A 15,442-nucleotide genomic window follows, 5' to 3' on the forward strand; every position below is an offset into this window, starting at 1 on the left:
ATGAGTCGTGACATGTCACCTTGATAACGACTAGCTGGGGCGACTGAATACTGCAGAGGTTTCCCCTTCATGACCGCTTGACGCGAAATTGCCCATTGCGCTCGCTTCGTTCGTACTCGTATTCGCCTCGACATAATCTGCCTCGTTCACTTCAATGCCGTAATAGCTGGACTCTTTATTGCTGGCCAGTTTTTTACGGATATCTAACCCATCTATCGCACCCGTCGAAGCCAGTGCCACATCGGTCTGCGCTTCTTTCAGTTCAATATCCGCACTCTCAACAGCCGTCGGGCTATCAAGTGGCGCCCATGTGATAGAGATTTCTGTCACAGGTAAACCATCGCTACGCATTAGCATGTCGTAATGGCGCTGCAATAGCTCTTCAAGGTCGTTTGATTGGATACTTTCAAGCTCTTCGCGGTAATTGGCTTCTTCGTATTCCCCCGTTGAGTTAAAGCCTTTCGGTGTAGTGCCTAATAGCTTTGTTGCCGGTACATTGGAAGCCGATGCCACCAGCTGATATTGCGTCATAATCGTGGCGTCTAAATCCGCTAATGAGGTGTCGAACTGTTGAACCGTATCTTCACTGCCCGTCATTTGCACACCATAGTTATCGCGCATCTCCATAAAATAAAGCATATTTTCGCGAATAATATCCTTATCAGCGCTTTCTGGATCTGCAATCCCCATCGTAAGCAAACGCTTAGTCATTGCCAGTTGTGGTGCTTCATTGGCGGTACGTTCTGAAGCGTAGACACGCTCATAAATACGTTCTGGCACTGATACGCCAAAGTAGTTGTACATTGGCTTAAGCACGTTAGGTACAGGAAACGGCACAAACTTAATAAAGTGAGACTTGTGATACTTACGCCCACCAATCACATAATAGGTCGGCTCGTAGAAATCCATGCTGGCAGGATCTTGAACATTGGAATCCGTTAAATCGGCCGTTACCCATTGTGGATCAATCTGTTTAATACCTTTATACATCCCTTTAGTCACACCATCGATATTAAACGGGTTTTCGTACCACTCTTTCGGGTTTGATGTCTCCACAACGAATAATGCTAAGCGACCGCCGTATACTCTCCCAAAATGAACCAGCTCTTTCAGTTGGTGTGTAATACGGTATTTTTTATCACGTTTACGGAGCTTTTTACTGATAGCGCGATCATCATCGTTATCACAATCAATATCATATCCCTGACGTATCGCATCACGAGCTGGCATATTGCAGGCTTTATCCACCAGCCAGTGTTTAGCGATAACCGCACACATATTGTTGCCGATAAACATTTGTGAGGCATACCATGAAGCCTGTGACTCAGGCACACCGTAAACCTGCTCACCTTTAAATGAGGGCACATAGCTATCAATGCTATCCATCGCAACACCTGCAATTGTGGGTTGGGGTAAATTAATCCCATAAAAGCCCTGTTCTCGCGCCAGTGCAGGATATAAGTCAGTTGTAAATGCTGACCGTTTAACCGGTGCGAGTGGTTCTGTTTTTCGCCTCTTAAACGGCCACCACATAGTTCATCTCCTAGTTGTGAAGAAACTACCTTTTTTCTTCTGATATAAATCGCGTAATGCTTGCGTCATGGCATCTACTGTGTCGTCATTGCTAGAGAACGGAAATGTAGTGATCTCTTCTACTGTTTCAACAATCCAAGGTGCAATGCTTTTGTGTGGTAGCCACACGTTGCCAGCTTCCCACTCAGCAGTACACGCATGAGCACGAGCAACTTTGCTACCATCTGGCTCAACAGGTGTTAGCCCTGATACGGTTGATTTGAGAGAATCAATAACAGCAGGGCCATTGGCTTTGTCTTCCACCAGCTTACGTCGTCCTTCAGGGAATTTTTCGGCTAACCATTTCACTGACTTTAAGGTTTCAGTAAAACTCATGCGTTTTCGAATTTGATACAGTAGATAAGCGTTTGCGTCTTTCTTGCCCCATACCTGCCCCACCACATAGTCAGTACCGTCACTGTCTTTAAAGGTCATATCCCAACTATGGATAACCTTATCGAATTTTTCAGGTAGGTCTTTCGGTAGATAGTACTGAGCAAATTCTTCGTGGAAGATTTGACCATCACCGGGCTTAGGTGATTGTTGGTACATGGCAGACCAAAAGTAATCACCGAGGATTGCTTTTGTCTCAAGGAGTTTGTCGATTGGGTGTAACTCTGGTACCAACGCTTCTCCTTTCTCATTAATGGCAGGGAATGCAAGCACCTTGGTTTCAGGCGCTTTTTCTTTTAATTGACCAGACAAATCATCAGTTGCCCATCGAGTGGCCATGATAATTTCACCGCTATTTTTTGATAAACGGGTCTTAAAGGTCGAAACGTACCAGTTCCAAATTGATTTTTTAACAGTTGGGCTAAGTGCCTCTTTCGAGTTCTTTATCGGGTCATCAATAATGCCGAGGTCAACTTTCTTACCCGTTAATGGGCCACCTACCCCGGCACAAACATAACTGCCTTTGTGATTAGCGATACCGAACTCGTCAGAATTACGTTTAACTGCAATGCCGTTTTCAGGCTTATTGCCTAACCAACTTTTAGGAAATAGCACGCGATATTCATCGGACATCATAATGCGCTGAACATCGGTATTCATATCACCGGCTAAATCTGAGGAATAAGACAGCGCACCCACACGCATGTTAGGGTATTTTCCAAAGAAATAAGCGGGAAGATAGCGAGAAACAATATCAGACTTACCGTGTTGTGGCGGTGCCCCTAATATTAATTTAGGGCGCTTACCTGCCATCATATCAATCAAGAACTGGTCGAGCGCATCACATACCGTCTGAGAAAAATGGCTTGTGATGTATTCAGGGTTTATATACTGAATAAATTCGTGCAAACTACGTCTAGCTATCTCTCTCCTGACTTCTTCATCAAACAAGTCGAAATTGACATCCATAGAGATACCTAAAGTGACAAAAATAACCCTTTCATGCCGTAATTGGCACGAAATGATCTTCATGTTTTTGATAACAATTGATTAACAATAAAACAGCATTAAAACAGAAAGAAGATTGTTACTTTTAGCGGTTTTGGTTGTGTTTTTAGTTGAGTGCAAAAGTGAAAGGGCGCATTAGAACCATTATGTTAAATAGAACTACTTTTCACCCTTTTTTCTCAATTGAAGAAGTTGCTCGAAGCTTAAGTGACTTAAATCTATTCCTGTTGTTTGAATAGGACCACCATCGACACCCGTTAATTCCGTCTTGTTCTTTAGCATACCTAAATGCTGTGCAACCATCTTAAGCGCTTCATCTTGATTACGAGTAATCACCTCAACACCAAACTTCCCTTCTTTCACACCAGCAAACACTCGACGAGCTGGCCCTGTTAAATCACGTGTATCATGAAAATACGCACGACCAATACCAGCACCGTTACAGCGCGGGCAATCAGGATTTGGATCTAATGTTTCATCGTAACCGTAACCACCCACATCTTGTGGAGGCGGTTTATTGGCTGTGAGCGCTTTTTTAGTAGCATCTTCAAACTCTATTGAATCACGCCACTGGTAATTGAAACCAAAGCCCCAGCAATGACGGCAACATAAGCGTCGATATTCGGTCAGCTCGTTAACGTCTGCCGTTGCGATATCCCACCATATTTTTAATACGGCATCTTGGGTTATCTCTGTTCTGCGTTCCCGTTCTGCTAATGCGTCAGTGATTGCTCGTGAAACCTTAGCATTTCTTAGCATACGAGTAGCATTGACATAAGCTGTATTTCCTTCGCCTTTATAACCGGCTCGCTTATATGCTCCTGTTCGATTTAAGTCGATAAGGTATTCACTAACAAATTTAATCTGTTGTTCAGTTAGCCCGTAATTGCGCAGACTAAAGGTGTTTTCATCATCATGCGCATTACTTGATCCATTACTCTGCGCAGTGGGTATATCACTCTTGCACATTGGCTCTTTTGCGCATTCTTTTTTCTGCGCAGTGCGCAATTTCTTGTGCGCAGTTTTTTGCGCATTCTGCGCACGGGATATTTTGATATATCGTCGTGCTGTTGAGTATTTCAGTCCTTGCGATTCACACCACTCTTTAGGGGATATTCCTGTTATAGCATGTTCGGCGAGGAACTGTTGTTGTAGCATCCCCCAATCCGGTTTTGCCATTGTGTTTATCTCCTTAGCCTATTAAAAAGCCCATTCGTTAAAATAGGCTTTGTGATTGACTCTTATGAATTGTACTCGTCTCTCCGGTTGTCACGCCCTTTCTTCTACCTACAGCTGACGTTGCTGATAATGACCGAAAAATAACAAAATGGCGGTATTCATTGTTTTTGACTCTCACTATGCGCTATCTGCTGAGAATAAAACAGGTCATGGCTAACATAAGAGACGGCGACAACGCTACGCCTTCTTCTATTGGCACGAAATAAAAATAGCAGTATGATTAATGAGTATTTATTTTTTGCTTAAATTCAGCCACCCTGTGAAATCAAACTCACAGGGTTATTTTTATATTGTGCTGTTTATTTAAGTGGGAGATAAATAGGAATAATCAATCTGGTATATATACCTACTTAAGCTATACTAAGTAGCTATCGCTACACTTTAATTGATATCTTGCTAGTATTGCCCAGCCCCCATGCTGGGCTTTTTTTATTCCATGCATTCTTGTTTGATATAATCCTGCAACCCTTTAATCATCTGTTCTGACTCTGCAATTCGCTCTCTGAGTAGCCAATAATTTCTGACAGCGGAGTCAGTAGGTCTGGCGGTGGTTGCATCATCCATGCCGGAGGTTGAATTGGTTTCGTCTTTCGGACAACTGGCTCGGATGTACACCCGTTCAGGATTACGCTCACTAATATCACGCAAGCGACTAATTTCATTCTTTGCATTAACAAGCTCCTGTGTGTGCCTTGTATCAAGTTGATTTAGTCGCTCTATGCGTGCTTGATAGTCAATATTGATATCCTTCTGCTCTTCGAGTGCGGTAGTCAGTTCTTTGTTGTTTTCTGTCAGTGTGTTAATTCTTTTCGCTTGTGCATTAATCAGCGCACAACCACCAGCAACAATCCCCACCATCACAACGACAATGTAAAGTTTCCAGTGTTTCATAATTAGTACCGATGATGTGAGAGAGCAATCTGACAGCGTTTGTCTAAGCTTGCTTTATCGTTAATACATGAATTATCAATTGAGAGATAAATGCCACTAGCGACCGAGATGAGTAATGTAAGAATAAAACCGACGATGATGATTAAAGACTTCCATTGCATAACGCTGACTCCGCCTCTCTACGACTGACCAACCCTCGCCACACCTTTCCACCAGCATAAACCCAGCTTTTCATTTCTTCACAAGCGCCATTCTGATCACCAGCATTTAATTTCTTAAGCAATGTAGAACGTGCAAAAGCCGTGGTACCGACATTAAAAGCAAAGGAATATAGAGAAGCTTTTGTTTTATCATCGACTGGTACTTTAACCAGGATATCAACTTGCTGTTGCGTCCTGATAAAGTCTTTCTGCAGTAATTCATCACACTCTTGTTGTGTATAGGTCTTACCTTGAATGATGTCGTTTCCAGTATGGCCATAACAAACCGTCAGAACTCCAGCAACATCACGGTAAGGTTCATAACGCACGCCCTCAAAATAGCCAATCACTGTTAGTGCAATACTTACAGCGCCAGCACTCGCAACAGCTGTCACTTTTTGTTTTAGGTTCATTAGATGTCCTTTTTAGCTTTAGTCAGCATCTCACCGACTATTTTTTCGATTTCTCGCGGATCACTAGAACAATTTCGATGAACCAATTCAGCAAATAATGCTGTTCGTTTTCGCTGTTCTCTCCGTGTCATCAGATAAGTTGCTAATCCAAGAAGCATGCTAAATCCCATCCCTATTACAAAGCCCCATTCATACAATGAGAGACTTGCAAAAAAGGCAGTTAAGCCAGCCGTTCCGTAGGTAGCATTGGTTAATTTGTCCATGCGCATATACACCCCCTACGGAGTGTCCGAGTTGTTTGTGTTATGGGAAATGAAATTTCACCACACTCTCGTAGTGGCCACGCTCATGCCCTTGAGTTTATAACCCCAGTTCGGCTCTGCTCCCTGAGGGATCTAACCAGTGCACGATTGGCTTTCATGCTTCGTTACCGGTGCTTCTTTTCTTATTAACCCTTACCAGATGCAAAGCTGGCTCTTTACTAGGAGACACTCGGGGCTGAATCATGACATCAGCATGTAAAATACGGCTAATCCGCTTTATGACTTCATGTTATTTATTTCCTCTCTTGTTTGTTCAAATCGCTCTTTCTCAAGTTCAACTCCAAGAACTCGACGATTTAACTTTAATGCGGACTTTAGTGTTGCACCCGACCCCATAAAAAAATCAGCAACCAGATCACCTTCGCGACTGCTTGAGCGAATAATGTGTTCCATCATTTCAGCTGGTTTTTCACAAGGATGTTTACCTGCGTAATATTGCACAGGTGGATACGTCCACACATCGGTGTAAGGAACATCAACGGTGACAGAAAAAGGACGGCGCAATAATTGATATTGTTCAGCAAGCTCTTGGTACTCTCGACTAAGAGAAGCCTGCACCTCTATCAAATCAGTATGATCACGATTTAAAGGATTACTACTAAACTTTTCACTTGCTACGCGATGAAACAGCTCCTGCAGTTTTTTGTAGTCAGACTCACTCGGTAGTTGCCATTGGCTGTAACTAAACCAGTGTGAAGCCATTTGTTTACCTGTGGCCTGTTTTATTTCTTTTGCTGTTATTCCTAACGATTCACGTGCAGATTTAAAATACTCAATTAAAGGCTTAAATACATTTTCTTTAAGCGCTTTGCATTGCTGAAGATAAGCACTACTTTTGCCCTTGTATGGACTTTGATAATGTTCAGCAAATAAAATTCTTTCAGTGCTTGGAAAGAAACTACGTAAATCAGCTTTACATGCCCTGCGCCAAGGTCCTGATGGTTTAGCCCATATAATGTGACTTAGAATATTAAATCTTTCACGAACGAGTAATTCTGTATCTGACGCTAGTTTCGAACCGCAAAAGATATAAAGGCTACCGTTAGGCTTTAATACTCGCCAAAATTCCGCAAGCATTTCATCAAGCCAAGATAAATATGATGTTACGTTTCCCCACTGATTATCCCAACTACAAGACTTCACCTGAAAGTAAGGCGGGTCAGTTGCGATTAAGTCAATACAATTATCGGGAAGTGTTTTTATATAGCTGAGTGAGTCATCATTGACTAAATTCACACTGTTTAAATTCACAGTATTTTTCATAGATCAGGAGAACCTTTTTTGATAAGCTCACTATGCTTTGTGCACATAAGCAGTGGGCTTTAGTTTGTCCGTGATCTACCAGAACGGGTGAATGACTGTAAAGGTGCTACCAACACTTTTACAGTCGCCCATTTTCACAGTATTAGATATTTTGAAATGTGTTTTCTTTGATGTTTTCTTTGATTAGTCCCGCCATCGCCAACTGCGTTAATATCAATTGACAACGTGGCTCAGTTAAATAAGTAAATTGTGCAACTTCGCCAGCTGTAACTTCCATCGTGTGCGGAACAACTTCAAAAACAAGTCTTGCCTCTTCTGTCATATCACTATGTTTTAACATGATATTTTAATACCTTTGGTCAGTTATTGGTCGTGAACACACATGTAACTCTGAACAAAGGAAACAGCAACTCTTATCTGTTTTAGATACAAAAAAACCCAGCGCTTAGGCTGGGTTAGTTGGTCACTGTATAAAAACGGCAACTTATACTTAAATAGTGGATCATTGGCTCAAAGAAGTCAACACGTTCTTACTATTATTTTTACTTTTCCACTCTTTTTCTCGTTTTTTAAATGCATCTTTTAAATGTGGGTAAATTAAATATTCAGCTGAACTAATTATGTCCTCAATTTCTCTTCTACATGTAGACATAGAAGGTTTTCTATATTCTATCGTTCTATTGCGTCTAATCATTTGGCGCGGTTTCGCTATATTGTGGTAATAACGAGCAATAGCGCGATCTGAGCTACCAAAGGCATAACGCAGTAATAAGAGCGTAAACGCTATTCTGTCTATGTGATAAATTTTATCGACCACTTTAGCGATCAACATCCCGTCATCGTCATTACACATTTCTCGCTCAGGATAATCACGCCTTTCTACTGTCGCCATAAATTCAGCAATAATACTGCTTTGCCTTTTTTCTATCCTCCCTGAATATACCCATGCTCCAAATTTTGATAACCAAGGCTGGATCCATGCAACCTGATCATCATCAAGTTTTAACCCATCAGATATACTCTTTATACTCGACATGCTCGTAACTCCATTACTTCTTGCTTAGTCTGTTCTAATAACTCAATCTCGCTACCATGAATTTCTTGCCATGATTTAGGTGATGCATGAAAGCCGGTTTCATAACATGCCCTATGATGTGGAGGGCATAGTGGTAAAACATCTGTATGACTAGCCCGTTGTGCCATTCCCTGCCCCGTTCTAACATGATGAATTTCCGCTAAACTGGCTCCAAACCCCATATTGCGACAACAAATACAACCCAGCTCGGCTACATCTGATAGCCACTGTCTTTCTTCTTTGGTCTTTGATTTGATCATTGGTCTTGCCTCTATGTGAAACTTAATAATTGAGATACTGTATTTTCTACAGCTTTTTGAGTGGGGAATTGCTTACGAAGGATAAAATTCCAAAGCACATCGAGTGTGGCTTTGTAGAGTTCGCTAAATGCTAGGTCATCCATATTTGCAAAACTAATTGATTTAGCGACACGACGTAAACTACCGTCTGGCATTTCAAACGTGTCGTAATAACCGGCTTGTTCTACAACCCAATAGCGAAAAGCATCAAATGACTTTGTTGCTGAGATATTTTGCGCACGTTTTTGTGCAACGTCTTCTAGATAGATATCGGATGCGGATAAGAGCGCGTCAGCATTATCCGTGTAATATGAAAGGAATGTGATGTAACCACGCACAAGCTCTTTTTCTTCAGGTGAAATGGTACCGCCAACTGGTTCCCAATATTCATAGCCTAAGTTGAGTAATGCGAAGTATTTACGATGAAATCGAGGGTTACGAGCTTTCTTAAAATTCGCTGAAAGCACATCGCCACACTTGATTTTTGAATGCAGAAAATCTCTCGTAACAGGGTTAGCTGGTACAAGAGTATCGTTAGACATTTTGATAAAGCTATGCTGTGCCATACTTGACTCTCAGTTGACACAGCAAATATTTAGGATTGGGTGTTCAGACCAATGGTATGATTATATAGGAATTAGCTAACCGAATAAATAAAAGAAGTTTTATCGCTAATTGGTTTATTAACACAAAACAATTCTCGTACTAACTCTCTTGTAATCCCTGTTTTAACAAGAATGTTATTCCATGATAGGTCGTCTAACATTTCAATACTTCTAGTAAGTAATGTTGGTTCTTCAACTTGGATAGAATTATCTCCAGGCTCAATTGCAGTATATCCTTTTGTATTAAGATACATATATCCTTGTCTTGCTTGGTCTTTTGTAATTAACCCTAAAGCTGAAGCTCTATAAATTATCATTCTTAGGCTTACTCTCCAGCGTAATTTAAACTCAACTAAAGCACTCCAATCTAAATAACGCCCTTTCATTTTAGGAAATTCTTTCATGAAAGAAACTCTTGGAACCATAAAAGCACTAGAAAACTGATTTGCTTGACTCTCAGTTAAGTTATCTCCAGTAATAATTCCATCGTGTAAAACAATATGACCCAATTCATGTCCAACATCGGATCTAAATCGACATACAGAACTTTTAGCATCGTTACGAATTATTATTGGCCTCTTACTATTTACAGTAAAAGCATCAACTCTGTCATCAACATCGGACACATGTGCGATAATAATGCCTAAATTCTCAACGAATTTAACCATAGATGTTATTGGTCCTAAACCAATCCCCCAATAACGACGACAACTCTCAGCTATTCGTTCAATATCATCTAATGTACTCATTGCTCGATCTGAAATATCCGGAATATTTAGTTCAGGATATTCAATTTCATCTTCAAGAGCAGATAATAAAGAACTCAAGATTTCAGCCCTAGCTAATATGCTATTAGTTAAAGTTTTAGTTCTCGATTTTTTACTTCTAAAATGACATTGTTCATCTTCTATTGGGTAGCTACGCTCACTAAATAGAAAATTAGGCAATATATTCAAATGCCTTGCAATCTCATCAGTTAGCTCTTCTGATGGTTTAAATCCTTTCTCTAATTTACTAATATATTGTTTACTTTTACCTAAAGCTGTCGCTAACTCTTCACACGACAACCCCCTCGCCATCCTAGCAAGACGTAACTTATCCCCTCTATAGCCTGATTTAAAATCAAACAGTTCCATCTTTTTTCACAGTTTCATCTGGTGCGTTACGACGTTTAAGTGGTGCATCACTAATGTCAGTCGCTTCAGGTCTCGCTTCTGAATTATCCATTAATGGAACAGAAACTGCCTCATGGTATCTAATCTCACTAATACATGCGCCATATTGATTAATCCCAACTAAAGCTACATCCCACTGAGGATAATCATCCGTATCTTCAATATAAAATGGCTCAGCAAGAACACGCCAAATGAGATCTTCTTCAGCTTCTGAATCATCACCACCAAATAATGTTAATTGTTTAAATTCTGCTTTATTTCGAACTAAACGATGTTTTTTCTTTGGTTCACTAATACAATCCTTTGAAAACTGAATCGGTATATTATTAATTGCAAAGACAAAATCCAGTTTGTCATATACCATTTTTAATTCTGGTATAATGCCTTCTTCTGCAGTATCTTGAATATGATTTTTGACCCACCCATAAGCACGAACACCATTGATCCAATTACAATCTAATTTATGTTCATGTTTAGGCAATTCAGTTAGTACACCAGCAATAGATTTCAATAAATAAGTAACTGGTTTTTCTTCTAAAGAGGGTTGAATATCCCAACAAGGGGCAAGACTTCTATCTTCCATTCGTATTAAATCCTATATTGTGAAATGTCAGATATATATTTTCGCATTTTCGTGTTTTTGTCAACCAAAAAACTTCGGGTATATTAACATTTGACAACCAGTATTCTTAATGTATTTATATACTCAATTTTACCTCATGATATCCTTTGGTTACCCAACATTGTGAATCACCAGACAAACAGCATTGTTGAACAGGTAATTGCTCACCACATCGTTTACACTTTTGCTTAGATAACTTCTCGGCTTGCCTTTTATACTCAGCATCATCTTTACGAATAAGCATTTGTAAGTATTCAACAACGTCATACGGTTCTCGACCAGGCATGCGTAATACACAATTACGCTTTAACATTTCCAATTCTTGATTATCTACAAGTAATTCAATTTTGGTTACACCTAATTCTTTCTGCCGTTTACGTTGTTCTGCTTTACGTTCTGCTACTGTTTTTGCCATTACTTATACCCTCATTACCTCACGCCAATAATTCAACCTATCTCTAAAAAACTCCCGATGTACCTCAGGCGACTTTTCAATTTCCACCAGCACTCGCGTTCTATGTATTTTTTGATTGTTAAGCTGTCTAATTAATCGACTAGCTAATAAATCAAGCTGTTCTAACTCGCGATATTCTTCTGGCCACAAAGCTCGGTTGTGAGGTAAATCATCAGGCAAATAAGAACGCCTAGACATAATTACCTCGTCGTTTTTTGTGGTTTAACCTTAGGTTGATAAGGTGCTTTTGTTCTCGCTCTTGCTGACGCATGGAGACGGTCAATATGACACTGTGTATGGTCTAACCCATCGTCGGGTAATATAGGGTGATTATCACGAACGAGAGATTCGTGAGTAAGAGAGTCTTTAATTGTCATGGTCTTGCCTCTGTTTTAACTAAAATGCTTTTTCTGCGTAACGACGTCTTTTATCGTTTTGCTGTGATTGTTGTTGCATTTTGGACACTTCTGACGCTGTAATTTGGTCGGTAGGCAGATAGTGGCCATTCTTAAATTCTTGATAGACTGTGCCGGTTTCTCCGTGTCTAAATTTATCAATAATGATCTCGGCATAATTTTTCGCAGGGCTATTGGGGTTATATACGGCCTCCCTATAGGTAAATAAAATTAAGTCAGCGTCTTGCTCTAAGCTACCAGAATCGCGTAAATCAGCAGAAACAGGACGGCGTTGATTAATAGGTCTTTTATCAACATCACGAGATAGCTGGCTTAACGCAATAGTTGGCGTGTGTAACCTCTTTGCTAATCCTTTTAAAGATGCAGATATTTTCGCAATTGCTAAATCATTACGTTCTGCTTTAGGTTTTTTAATTAACCCTAAATAATCAACAAAAATTCCTTTCAAATTTGGATATTTACGTTTGTGGTTTTCACTGATTGCACATATTTGTTCAATAGTTAGATTACTCGCATCGATGATATGAATATCTCTATCCATTAAATGGCCTAGTGCTGAACTTAAACGCCCCCATCCTTCATCATCCAATCGCCCACGATGTCTCAATGTTGATATTGGTAGTTGAGCAGAACCTGCAACTAGACGCTCAGTAATTTGCTGATTGGACATTTCCATCGAGAAGAATAATGCACCGCCTCCATCTCTGGTCATTCCCTCAGTCATCGTTAGTGCAAGCTCTGTTTTTCCCATCCCCGGACGACCGCCAATAAAAACTAAGTCTGTTGGATTAAAGCCTCCAATTTTGTCATCTAAAGCTTCAATACCACTTTTTATCATCCCAACAGCATCTTCCCCTTTGTTTCTGCGTTCTAAAACATCTACATATCCTTCAAGTAGTGTATTTAAATGCACAGGAAGTAGGTTCTGATTACCAATTGTCAGCTGGCCAATTTGGGTTGCAAATTGATGAATAAATTCTTCAGCTTGTTCATGATTATTTGCAGTAGTAATATCATTTTGATACTTGGAAATTAATTGAATTACTTCTCTAACACGATAATAACTATAAACTTTTGAGGCATAGCCTTTTAAATTTGCTGTCCAAATAGGTGTTTTAGATAGCTCAAGTAAATTTGCTAAATCGCCTTTTTCACCTAGCGCATCAGCAATAAAAAAGGGATCTATTAAAGAACTTGCTAGCGCTTGTTTTTTAATTTCTTTGTAGACATTACGAAAATATCTAGAACTAAAGGCTTCTTCAGGTAATGTGGCTAATACCTCATATGCATCTTGACTAGCACCACCAGCTAACAAACCACTAATCACCGCATGTTCTAATTCTTTTTCATGCATGATGATTACCTCTACGATATGTTGGCCAGTTAAACGTTAATACCGTTCCCCCCTGTAATAATCTGTCCACAACTCGTTCACCGAGCATTTTTTGTAAGTCAACAACAGGTAGGTTGCTTACCAAAATCGTAGGTAACAAATCTTCGTAGCGATCATTAATCACCTCAAATAGGATATTACGTTCAGAATCAGTGCCATACTGGACACCAATTTCATCAATAATTAACAAATCAGGCGTGCAATATTTTTCAAGTACATCAAGTTCACTGAATTCTGAATTTCCAGCCCATGTTCTTCGAAAAGCGCGAATGATACGTGAGGCTGTGGTAATGAATACCGTTTCTTGCAATTCTCCGGCAATCTGACGGGCGATTGATACTGCAAGGTGTGTTTTACCAGTTCCGGGTGTTCCACACAGTACAAGCCCCTCTCCTGCGTTTTTTCGGTCACCCCAAGTTTCAACGTACTGCTGACAAATTTTTAAATTATGTTTTGCTGTTGGCGTTGAGGCTACAAATGATTCAAATGTCGCATTAGCAAAGCGAGGTGGAATATTCACCGCAGTTAGTAAATTTTGTTCAGACATTTCCACCTCCCACAAACCAATGCGGATCTTGAGACTGGTAATCTTTTTCGCTAAACCCAGTGTGAGAATTTACTTTTTGAGTTTGTACTACGGATCTTTCAGGAAAGAGCCCCTGCCAACCATTGGCAATTGAATTACAAATCACAGCGTTGGCATCGGTGCAAAGCGATAATTTTTTTGCTTGTTGCTTGCACATGGTTTCTGTCAGCGGTTTTTTAATTTCTTTCCTGAAGTTAATCCAATCCTGCCAAACCTCATCACTCACATTTGACGGTTTAGCCAATTTCGGATCGAATTTATTTTTCGATTTTTTCCCCTCGAGTAATTCTTGTGGATCATGTTTTGAATTTACTTGTGGATCATGTTTTGAATTTACTTGTGGATCGCCTCCAGATTCTGGAGGGTGAAAACCACCTTGAACGCCAGATTCTGGAGGGTCAAAACGTACATTTTTACTGTTTTCTGTACGGTCAGAATCTGAACGGTCAGAATCTGGACGGTGAAAATTTGATAGCCTTTCACGTTGTTTTCTTAATTTGGCGTTCTCTTCTAATGCGATTTTTTCCAATTTATCGACATTTAAAAAATATAAATTTGAAGCATTACGATTGCCATTTCTACGTTGCTTTTTAACTAACCAACCATCACGCTCAAGTTCATTACATGCATTGCGAATTGTGCTAATTCCCGCACCAATTTGACGACTGATGGTTTCAACACTCGGATAAGCAACCCCTTCATCGCTCGAATAATCGGCTAGGCGTACCATGATCATTAACTTGGTACCCTTAACACCTGAAACAGCACATGCATCCCACACATAGCCGGTTAATTTATTACTCATTTCACACCCCCAGTGCTTTAGCTATATTACGGCAAGCATTTTGGTACTGCTCAGGGGTTAAATTTTTTGACAGTAATTTTTGTTTTTCTCGCTCATACTGCTCCCAAATTAACAACGCAATAACTCGTCTACCATCAAAAATATGTTGGATATCTGAGATATGAGCAGGTTTATCATTCAGCATAAACCCATTGCGGTATGTGATTTTTTCAGTTGATCTAATCATTGGTCTTGCCTCTTGAATTAATGCACGCTGGTCGGGCGTGATATCTCATTTAGTGCACGTACTACATTGTTTATTTGGTGTGACATGTCACGACCCTCTAATAAGATTTCAGTCATAGCATCAGCAAAACGCTGAATGGCTACAGTTGCTAAATAGTTTTTGGTATCTCCGCGTACTCGAGCTAACCTCGCAGCTGGTAGAGCCATTTCAATCGCTGGCATTAACTCAGCAATTTTTCTTTGAGATGCGCGAGAATCACCACGTAACCAACGGAATATCTGTTGCCGGTTATTATTGATTGCTTTCCAGTCTGCCTTACCAGTTTGATCCTCAATGGCATATAATCGACCATGTTCTTGATTAACCACTAATCGTAAGTAAGCTCGGCTAATCTCAATGGCAACATGTTCTTGCCCTTGTTCTACCGCCCAATCTTCAATTTCAGCTCTGATAATGTTGATATCAAAATTCATTTTTGCGTCTC

The 15,442-nt window shown here is 40.2% G+C and carries 21 protein-coding genes; all 21 read right to left on the reverse strand.

What is annotated here, in order from left to right; genetic code table 11:
• Window positions 1–30: 30 nt before the first annotated feature.
• Window positions 31–1,533: a phage portal protein gene (locus AACV00_RS09025; protein ID WP_088206688.1), complete on the reverse strand. Its 1,503-nt coding sequence runs from the start codon at window positions 1,531–1,533 to the stop codon at window positions 31–33.
• A 3-nt stretch (window positions 1,534–1,536) separates the two neighbouring features.
• Window positions 1,537–2,934 (reverse strand): phage terminase large subunit, encoded by a 1,398-nt coding sequence (gene terL / locus AACV00_RS09030; RefSeq protein WP_109023904.1) that lies wholly within the window; start codon window positions 2,932–2,934, stop codon window positions 1,537–1,539.
• 198 nt (window positions 2,935–3,132) lie between these two features.
• A complete protein-coding gene (locus tag AACV00_RS09035) occupies window positions 3,133–4,152 on the reverse strand; it encodes a terminase small subunit (protein ID WP_110144465.1) in 1,020 nt (339 codons plus the stop codon).
• A gap of 489 nt (window positions 4,153–4,641) precedes the next feature.
• Window positions 4,642–5,103 carry a lysis protein gene (locus AACV00_RS09040; protein WP_004250565.1) on the reverse strand — a complete coding sequence of 154 codons (462 nt, stop codon included), beginning with the start codon at window positions 5,101–5,103 and terminating at the stop codon, window positions 4,642–4,644.
• Window positions 5,104–5,245: 142 nt separating this feature from the next.
• Window positions 5,246–5,716 (reverse strand): lysozyme, encoded by a 471-nt coding sequence (locus AACV00_RS09045; RefSeq protein ID WP_004250560.1) that lies wholly within the window; start codon window positions 5,714–5,716, stop codon window positions 5,246–5,248.
• Window positions 5,716–5,985 (reverse strand): hypothetical protein, encoded by a 270-nt coding sequence (locus AACV00_RS09050; RefSeq protein WP_004250558.1) that lies wholly within the window; start codon window positions 5,983–5,985, stop codon window positions 5,716–5,718. Before AACV00_RS09050 ends, AACV00_RS09045 begins: the two co-directional genes overlap by 1 nt.
• A gap of 270 nt (window positions 5,986–6,255) precedes the next feature.
• On the reverse strand, window positions 6,256–7,302 hold the full coding sequence (locus AACV00_RS09055) for a DNA-methyltransferase (RefSeq protein WP_184865627.1): 1,047 nt from the start codon (window positions 7,300–7,302) through the stop codon (window positions 6,256–6,258).
• Between the two features lie 142 nt (window positions 7,303–7,444).
• Window positions 7,445–7,642, reverse strand: a complete 198-nt coding sequence (locus AACV00_RS09060) for a TrmB family transcriptional regulator (protein WP_087726619.1) — start codon at window positions 7,640–7,642, stop codon at window positions 7,445–7,447.
• A gap of 162 nt (window positions 7,643–7,804) precedes the next feature.
• A complete protein-coding gene (locus AACV00_RS09065; RefSeq protein ID WP_087726620.1) occupies window positions 7,805–8,338 on the reverse strand; it encodes an antiterminator Q family protein in 534 nt (177 codons plus the stop codon).
• Window positions 8,326–8,637, reverse strand: coding sequence for a Ref family recombination enhancement nuclease (locus AACV00_RS09070; protein WP_087726621.1), 312 nt, complete (start codon window positions 8,635–8,637; stop codon window positions 8,326–8,328). The genes AACV00_RS09065 and AACV00_RS09070 overlap by 13 nt, the downstream gene beginning before the upstream one ends.
• A gap of 11 nt (window positions 8,638–8,648) precedes the next feature.
• Complete coding sequence (locus AACV00_RS09075) at window positions 8,649–9,242, reverse strand: DUF1367 family protein (RefSeq protein ID WP_087726622.1); 594 nt, start codon at window positions 9,240–9,242, stop codon at window positions 8,649–8,651.
• Between the two features lie 71 nt (window positions 9,243–9,313).
• A complete protein-coding gene (locus tag AACV00_RS09080; RefSeq protein WP_161680257.1) occupies window positions 9,314–10,417 on the reverse strand; it encodes an ImmA/IrrE family metallo-endopeptidase in 1,104 nt (367 codons plus the stop codon).
• Window positions 10,404–11,039 carry a hypothetical protein gene (locus tag AACV00_RS09085; protein ID WP_087726624.1) on the reverse strand — a complete coding sequence of 212 codons (636 nt, stop codon included), beginning with the start codon at window positions 11,037–11,039 and terminating at the stop codon, window positions 10,404–10,406. Before AACV00_RS09085 ends, AACV00_RS09080 begins: the two co-directional genes overlap by 14 nt.
• A gap of 115 nt (window positions 11,040–11,154) precedes the next feature.
• Window positions 11,155–11,493: a hypothetical protein gene (locus tag AACV00_RS09090; RefSeq protein WP_087726625.1), complete on the reverse strand. Its 339-nt coding sequence runs from the start codon at window positions 11,491–11,493 to the stop codon at window positions 11,155–11,157.
• 3 nt (window positions 11,494–11,496) lie between these two features.
• Window positions 11,497–11,730 (reverse strand): hypothetical protein, encoded by a 234-nt coding sequence (locus AACV00_RS09095; RefSeq protein ID WP_134736508.1) that lies wholly within the window; start codon window positions 11,728–11,730, stop codon window positions 11,497–11,499.
• Window positions 11,731–11,732: 2 nt separating this feature from the next.
• Window positions 11,733–11,909 carry a hypothetical protein gene (locus AACV00_RS09100; protein ID WP_049213710.1) on the reverse strand — a complete coding sequence of 59 codons (177 nt, stop codon included), beginning with the start codon at window positions 11,907–11,909 and terminating at the stop codon, window positions 11,733–11,735.
• Window positions 11,910–11,928: 19 nt separating this feature from the next.
• On the reverse strand, window positions 11,929–13,302 hold the full coding sequence (locus AACV00_RS09105; protein ID WP_004250539.1) for a replicative DNA helicase: 1,374 nt from the start codon (window positions 13,300–13,302) through the stop codon (window positions 11,929–11,931).
• Window positions 13,295–13,888, reverse strand: a complete 594-nt coding sequence (locus AACV00_RS09110) for an ATP-binding protein (RefSeq protein ID WP_006533543.1) — start codon at window positions 13,886–13,888, stop codon at window positions 13,295–13,297. Before AACV00_RS09110 ends, AACV00_RS09105 begins: the two co-directional genes overlap by 8 nt.
• Entirely contained in the window at window positions 13,881–14,732 is an 852-nt protein-coding gene (locus AACV00_RS09115; RefSeq protein ID WP_036895394.1) for a helix-turn-helix domain-containing protein, read from the reverse strand. The genes AACV00_RS09110 and AACV00_RS09115 overlap by 8 nt, the downstream gene beginning before the upstream one ends.
• A gap of 1 nt (window position 14,733) precedes the next feature.
• Window positions 14,734–14,958, reverse strand: coding sequence for a hypothetical protein (locus AACV00_RS09120; RefSeq protein WP_004250533.1), 225 nt, complete (start codon window positions 14,956–14,958; stop codon window positions 14,734–14,736).
• 17 nt (window positions 14,959–14,975) lie between these two features.
• Window positions 14,976–15,431, reverse strand: coding sequence for a toxin YdaT family protein (locus AACV00_RS09125; protein ID WP_004250531.1), 456 nt, complete (start codon window positions 15,429–15,431; stop codon window positions 14,976–14,978).
• Between the last annotated feature and the right edge of the window lie 11 nt (window positions 15,432–15,442).

It is taken from the genome of Proteus sp. G3927 (genome assembly GCF_963894685.1).
In the GTDB taxonomy this organism is placed as follows: Bacteria; Pseudomonadota; Gammaproteobacteria; order Enterobacterales; family Enterobacteriaceae; genus Proteus; species Proteus mirabilis.

What these genes read in the sequence shown, in the direction of transcription:
- AACV00_RS09070 (WP_087726621.1), bottom strand. Translation starts at nt 8,637, where the DNA reads ATGATCAAATCAAAGACCAAAGAAGAAAGACAGTGGCTATCAGATGTA.
- terL (WP_109023904.1), bottom strand. Translation starts at nt 2,934, where the DNA reads ATGGATGTCAATTTCGACTTGTTTGATGAAGAAGTCAGGAGAGAGATA.
- AACV00_RS09125 (WP_004250531.1), bottom strand. Translation starts at nt 15,431, where the DNA reads ATGAATTTTGATATCAACATTATCAGAGCTGAAATTGAAGATTGGGCG.
- AACV00_RS09040 (WP_004250565.1), bottom strand. Translation starts at nt 5,103, where the DNA reads ATGAAACACTGGAAACTTTACATTGTCGTTGTGATGGTGGGGATTGTT.
- AACV00_RS09065 (WP_087726620.1), bottom strand. Translation starts at nt 8,338, where the DNA reads ATGTCGAGTATAAAGAGTATATCTGATGGGTTAAAACTTGATGATGAT.
- AACV00_RS09085 (WP_087726624.1), bottom strand. Translation starts at nt 11,039, where the DNA reads ATGGAAGATAGAAGTCTTGCCCCTTGTTGGGATATTCAACCCTCTTTA.
- AACV00_RS09055 (WP_184865627.1), bottom strand. Translation starts at nt 7,302, where the DNA reads ATGAAAAATACTGTGAATTTAAACAGTGTGAATTTAGTCAATGATGAC.
- AACV00_RS09115 (WP_036895394.1), bottom strand. Translation starts at nt 14,732, where the DNA reads ATGAGTAATAAATTAACCGGCTATGTGTGGGATGCATGTGCTGTTTCA.
- AACV00_RS09035 (WP_110144465.1), bottom strand. Translation starts at nt 4,152, where the DNA reads ATGGCAAAACCGGATTGGGGGATGCTACAACAACAGTTCCTCGCCGAA.
- AACV00_RS09075 (WP_087726622.1), bottom strand. Translation starts at nt 9,242, where the DNA reads ATGGCACAGCATAGCTTTATCAAAATGTCTAACGATACTCTTGTACCA.
- AACV00_RS09090 (WP_087726625.1), bottom strand. Translation starts at nt 11,493, where the DNA reads ATGGCAAAAACAGTAGCAGAACGTAAAGCAGAACAACGTAAACGGCAG.
- AACV00_RS09045 (WP_004250560.1), bottom strand. Translation starts at nt 5,716, where the DNA reads ATGAACCTAAAACAAAAAGTGACAGCTGTTGCGAGTGCTGGCGCTGTA.
- AACV00_RS09120 (WP_004250533.1), bottom strand. Translation starts at nt 14,958, where the DNA reads ATGATTAGATCAACTGAAAAAATCACATACCGCAATGGGTTTATGCTG.
- AACV00_RS09025 (WP_088206688.1), bottom strand. Translation starts at nt 1,533, where the DNA reads ATGTGGTGGCCGTTTAAGAGGCGAAAAACAGAACCACTCGCACCGGTT.
- AACV00_RS09110 (WP_006533543.1), bottom strand. Translation starts at nt 13,888, where the DNA reads ATGTCTGAACAAAATTTACTAACTGCGGTGAATATTCCACCTCGCTTT.
- AACV00_RS09080 (WP_161680257.1), bottom strand. Translation starts at nt 10,417, where the DNA reads ATGGAACTGTTTGATTTTAAATCAGGCTATAGAGGGGATAAGTTACGT.
- AACV00_RS09095 (WP_134736508.1), bottom strand. Translation starts at nt 11,730, where the DNA reads ATGTCTAGGCGTTCTTATTTGCCTGATGATTTACCTCACAACCGAGCT.
- AACV00_RS09050 (WP_004250558.1), bottom strand. Translation starts at nt 5,985, where the DNA reads ATGCGCATGGACAAATTAACCAATGCTACCTACGGAACGGCTGGCTTA.
- AACV00_RS09105 (WP_004250539.1), bottom strand. Translation starts at nt 13,302, where the DNA reads ATGCATGAAAAAGAATTAGAACATGCGGTGATTAGTGGTTTGTTAGCT.
- AACV00_RS09060 (WP_087726619.1), bottom strand. Translation starts at nt 7,642, where the DNA reads ATGTTAAAACATAGTGATATGACAGAAGAGGCAAGACTTGTTTTTGAA.
- AACV00_RS09100 (WP_049213710.1), bottom strand. Translation starts at nt 11,909, where the DNA reads ATGACAATTAAAGACTCTCTTACTCACGAATCTCTCGTTCGTGATAAT.